Annotated in this window: 5 protein-coding genes; all 5 read left to right on the top strand. The window is 45.0% G+C overall.

The features are described 5' to 3' along the window. Positions 1 to 3,218: RHS repeat-associated core domain-containing protein (locus QZ310_RS13325; RefSeq protein WP_297073704.1), on the top strand; the 3,218-nt coding region annotated here is incomplete at its 5' end. A gap of 41 nt (positions 3,219 to 3,259) precedes the next feature. After that, complete coding sequence (locus QZ310_RS13320; protein ID WP_297073701.1) at positions 3,260 to 3,838, top strand: hypothetical protein; 579 nt, start codon at positions 3,260 to 3,262, stop codon at positions 3,836 to 3,838. A gap of 112 nt (positions 3,839 to 3,950) precedes the next feature. Beyond that, a complete protein-coding gene (locus QZ310_RS13315) occupies positions 3,951 to 4,475 on the top strand; it encodes a hypothetical protein (protein WP_297073699.1) in 525 nt (174 codons plus the stop codon). Between the two features lie 85 nt (positions 4,476 to 4,560). Continuing rightward, positions 4,561 to 5,025, top strand: a complete 465-nt coding sequence (locus tag QZ310_RS13310; RefSeq protein WP_297073698.1) for a hypothetical protein — start codon at positions 4,561 to 4,563, stop codon at positions 5,023 to 5,025. A gap of 4 nt (positions 5,026 to 5,029) precedes the next feature. Beyond that, on the top strand, positions 5,030 to 5,376 hold a 347-nt coding region (locus QZ310_RS13305; RefSeq protein ID WP_297073695.1), incomplete at its 3' end, for a hypothetical protein.

Below are 5,376 nucleotides of genomic sequence, written 5' to 3'. Positions count from 1 at the left end.
AACTCAATTCAAGAAAGCTGGAGGCATATTCCTACCGTATAAATCAGGACGGCAACAACTATATCACGAAAGCCGTATGGACGGATTACGGATACAAATACACCTCCTATTCCTATTTCGACGGCCTCGGGCGCAACCGGGCTACGGTCACCCGTCAGCCCGACAGGAGCTACCTCACTGAGATAAGCGAGTTTGATGTGATGGGCCGTCTGTCGCGTCGGTGGAATCCGGTGGCCTATACCTCACAGACGCCTGATAGTGAGGGCGTGAAGGCGGTAGCCATCTCGGACTATGGGGATGACTACCCTTATACGTCGTTCACCTACGAAGCCTCTCAGCGGGAATTGCTCGTATCCACGACAAAGAGCGGGCGCGCGTGGCACTCCGGGGACAGAACCGCGACTGTCCGCTACCTCGTGAATGATGCGGATGCCCACAGTTGTGTGCGCTACACCCCATCATCAGGCGGGGTCACATCGGAGGGCAACTATCCCAAGGGGCTTCTGACAATTGAGGTTACTGAGGATGAGGACGGAATCACGACCGAGATCTACAAGGATTTCCGTGGGCTGACAGTGTGCCGTAAGCAGGGAGGCTTGGTGACGGATTATGTCTATGACGATTTCGGTGAGCTGAGGTATATCCTTCCTCCGGCTCTGTCGGGGACGGCGAAGCGGACAGATGCAGACATGCAGCGCTATGCCTACTGGTATGACTACGATGAGCGGGGTCGGTTAGTGAGCAAGAAGCTTCCGGGTCTTCGGGAGTGGCTCTACCGCTATGACATCGTTGACCGCCTCGGGGCCGAGCTTTCTCCGCATCAGGAGGCGGGTGTGTGGCGTCTTTACTGCTACGACAATGCCGACCGTCAGGTGATAGCTTTCGATTGCCGGATGACAGATGCGGAGGCTACATATTTTGCGTATCAGACCAATACGGCTGAGCCTGACTGGGGTGCTTTCCATGGCTATGCCGTTCCGGATGTTCCTGATGAGGCTGAGGTGGCATGGGCGAGGTTCTACGACAACTATCAGTTCATCAGCGACAACCGCCTCGGATCGGAGTACGGCTGGGATGAGGATTCGTCGCCGGGATGGGTCTATTCCGAGTACTCCCCGTCGTCGAAGGGTCTGCTGACGGGAGTGTATGACGGCAAGAATTTTGAGTCGTACCACTATAATACCGACGGTCAGGTTATACAGAGCTATTCGACGGGCTTCAACAAGGGTCGCACGAACTACGTCTACACCTACGACGGTCAGCTTCAGAAGACCGTCCACGATCCGTGTGACCCGAAGGTTCCGAAGGTCACTGAGGAGTATGACTATGACGTGATGGGTCGTCAGACCGCTCACCGTGTGTTGCTTCATGATTCAAATACGGCCCGGACCGATACTGCGAGGATGGATATGGCCTACAATTCGTTGGGTCAGTTGAGTTCGCGTGCATTCGGTGCCTGCCGTCAGGATTTTATATACGATATACACGGATGGCTGAAGTCGTCGGAGACGACTACCGGGGAGCTGCGGAATCAGCTTTCGGGTGGTACTTTAGTGAAGGTTCCGAAGGTAATTTCGGAGAAATTAGAGTATGCTGAGGGGCTGTTTCCCTGCTATAATGGGAATATCTCTTCGAAGGTTATGGACGGGGAGGTCTATTCGTATTCCTACGATGGAAATAACCGCCTGACGTCTGCCTCGATGTACAGGAGCAATGCCGACCGCTTCTCGGCAACTTACAGCTATGACGCGATGAGCAATCTGACTTCGGTCAAGCGCCGTGGCATTGTCGACATGGTTGATATGGATGGCCCGAAGATGGAGAGCTATGGAACTCTTGACGATATTTCGATAAGTTATGACGGCAACCGTATAAGTTCGGTTACAGCCAAGAGCGATGCTGTTGCATTCGAGGGGATGACGGGCATGGGCCGTAACGAGTCGGACATGTCGGTCAGCTATGACGACGCCGGGCGTATAGTCTCGGACGAGACACGTGGAATCACGCTGATAGAGTATAACAACGATGGTCATCCGGTGAGGATGGTGCTTGACGAGGGCCATGAGTTCCATGACGCGTGGGACAACCTCGGCAACCACCTGTCGACGACCATCTATATGATGCAGCCATCCGGTGTGCTCAATGAGTTACCTCTGTTAGTCAAAGAATACCGGGGTAACGGTCAGATTATTACATCCGCTCCTGCACTTGGCGGTCACCGACATGTCATGACCCGCTTTGCGGGAGGCTATTTCATGGATAATGATGTGTATTACTATGTTACTGATTACCAAGGCAACAATGTAGCTGTTGTCGATGGAGACGGTAAGATAGTTGAGCAGACCAATTATTACCCCTACGGTGAGCCGTGGCGGGAAGCTACTGAGCAGCCCTTCCTGTACGCTGGCAACGAGCGCCTGCGCCTCTTCGGACTGAACGAATACGACTTCATCGCCCGCCGCTACAACCCCCTCCTCGCCTCCTTCACCACATGGGATCCCCTCGCCGAGAAATACCCCTGGCTGAGCCCCTACGCCTACTGCGCCGGAAATCCCATCAACTACATCGACCCGAATGGGGAGCGTATAGTTGTATGGGAAGATGATGAGGAATGGGAATATAGAAAAGTAGAGGGAGTTTATGGTTTTTATAATAAAAGCAACAACCCTTACGAGGGGGGTAATTCCTTTGTTTATAAATTAGCTGATAATCTTCAATTGATTAGCGAAGGATTGATCGGAGGTAAAATGGTGTCCGATTTAATTAATATCCCAGAGGCTTTATACTTCAACTCAATAACGGAGGGAAACGTTTTCTATACAGAAAGTAATACTATATTGTGGAATCCGGACAAGCAAACAGGAGCTCTTAGCAAAACATCAGATGGAGGTGTAACAGATGCACGTCCATCATATATTGGTTTGGCTCATGAAATGGCACATGCTTTTGATTTTATGGTTAGAAAACAACCGGATGAATCCCCGTGGGCTGTATCAGATAACGGCACCCCCGTGGATAGAAGTGACTTATTCGCAGGTTTAGTTGAAAATGGTATAAGAGCAGAACACAATATAGGGTTACGTATAAGTTATTTTAACGATAAGATATGCTACCATCCAAATACCCATAATTTTATGAAGAGAAGAGATTTATATTGTACCGGAGTTTCCGCATACACGATAGCATATCTATTGATATTTGGTAATGGAAGGAAATAGTTATTGGTTTCCAAGGATATTAATTTAAAATATTATCATAAATGAAAAAATTAGTAATAGTGATTTTGATAGTTATAGGAGTTGGTCAGATGGTGACATCGGAAACTCTTATGGAGGTATTATGCCATAAGTATCAGTCGATATGTTATGAAAATTCTGCGGAGTGGTTGACTTCGCCATCAATATGGTATTATACTCCTATTGAAAAATTTAAGATTGACAGCATTAATGATACCGTCTTTTTCAGAGGGGGAATGGCATTGGAAGGCAACAAACTTAATGTCGTTACAATCTGGAGCAATCATGATAGTTTGATCGTGTATGAATGTCCTATATATTATGAACGAAAAAAATATAGCAGGAATTTTAAATCATGGGAAGATGACTTGATAAGAAATTGGAATATTGACAGTATCAAGGTATTAAGTAATCTTCCAACAGGCTATGCGGGGGGACCACCATATATATATGTTGCTGAGTTTATTATAAAAGATGGTAAAATTAGTGAGAGGAGTGCTAATTATTCCTTGCCGGGAATCCCTGATGAAATCGCAGATTCCGCGACTTTGGAGTGGCGTAGGAAGCGAGCGGAAAGATTGGGCCATTATACTCGATTTTAATGTGATTCTTAGTAATAATGGTTTTGACTAGAGTTCAAAGAAACTCTAAATTAGAGCAACATATTAAAAAGGTGACTCAACAAGCATTAAATAACTATAAATCTCGTTATGAATGAAAGGGCTAATATGTATAATAATCTTCTTCTGGATTTCAAACACAATTGTACATGCAGAAGATATGCTGACGGATACGATTGATTGTATGAATATAATCAATTGGGATACCGTTGAGACGAACGAGAGGGAAAATGTTCAAGTAATAATTAAGGTTCCGAATTTGGAGCCTCTGAGCAATGGTGAGATTGTCTTATTTGACCCTAAAAAGACATATTATTATGAAGAAGGATTTTATAAATTTTACATTATTAATATGGATGACAACAGTGCCGTTGTATTCCATTACGGAACTATGGCTATGAATTCAACTTTTGATGGTCAGGACATGAATTTATATAACTTAAAGCTTGGCAATATTGCAAGATCTCGAGCATATACGAAAGATGGACTCTATTTCAGGCAGGATAGCTATTTCAAGTATCATATAAATATATCGTATGAGCGTGTCAGATCGGAGAAAAAACAACTCGTTGATTCGATACTTGATAATGTGGCAATAAGAAGGCTTTCTCCCAAATAGTATTGTTAACCAGTTCATATTCTCTAATATTCGGGTGATTTTTGAGATAATAAATATTTAGTTTCAGATGCAATAAACATTATATATGAGCAGGAAATTTTTATTCGTTTTGATTGTAGGAATACTTCCGTCGCTGTCGGCGGAAGTATTGCCGGATGGTATATATCAAGCATATTCATGTGGAGTTGGGAGTGGTTTTGCACAGAGGTATGAGTTTAAGGCAGATTCATTCCGGTACTATAGAAGCGAATATGAGGGTCTGAATCCGTTGAGATATTTTGGAGGCAGTTATTACATAGATGGCGATTCCGTAAAGCTTAATATAATGTATTATGTTGAAGGTGTTTATACTCCTATGGAGTTGGATTATGATCCAAGAATACCTATTGCAAGTTTTGGATGGGAAAAGAAAAATTATGTTGGAGATAAGAACATTCACTTAAAATCACCGCAATCCTTCGTTTTGCCAATAAAAATTACGGCAGACAGCATTGTCTTTGATGGCAATGCCTACTATCCTCTTTGTGAACCCTATAATGAAGAAATGTAAAAATATGAAATCTTCTATTCTGTTTTGCTTATTCATGTTGCTTGCCCTGCAATGCAACTGCGTTGATCTGGATGGTATCTGGCAGTATGGCTCGTCGGTCTCTTGCGGAAATGCGAGATATGTGTTTTCCGGTAATAAATTCTCATATCACGATTCGGAGGATGACCAACTGAATCTCATCAGGTCATTTGGTGGGGAGTATGAGATAAAGGATGACGAGATAATCCTGCACATCAGATATATAGAACAAATATGTAATACGCTCATATTCTCCCGCAATCCTCTTGCGGTGGAGACGGACGGATGGTCTGTGACGGGACGTGAGAACCGACGCGATACATTGTGGACCTC

The sequence above is a fragment of the uncultured Duncaniella sp. genome (assembly GCF_910577345.1).
Classification (GTDB): Bacteria; Bacteroidota; Bacteroidia; order Bacteroidales; family Muribaculaceae; genus Duncaniella.
The sequence above is the reverse complement of the archived record's forward strand: the minus strand, read 5'-3'. Positions and strand labels throughout refer to the sequence as shown.

Bases quoted from the DNA above. Each gene is read 5' to 3' on its own strand.
- QZ310_RS13320 (WP_297073701.1), top strand. From the start codon at position 3,260: ATGAAAAAATTAGTAATAGTGATTTTGATAGTTATAGGAGTTGGTCAG.
- QZ310_RS13315 (WP_297073699.1), top strand. From the start codon at position 3,951: ATGAAAGGGCTAATATGTATAATAATCTTCTTCTGGATTTCAAACACA.
- QZ310_RS13310 (WP_297073698.1), top strand. From the start codon at position 4,561: ATGAGCAGGAAATTTTTATTCGTTTTGATTGTAGGAATACTTCCGTCG.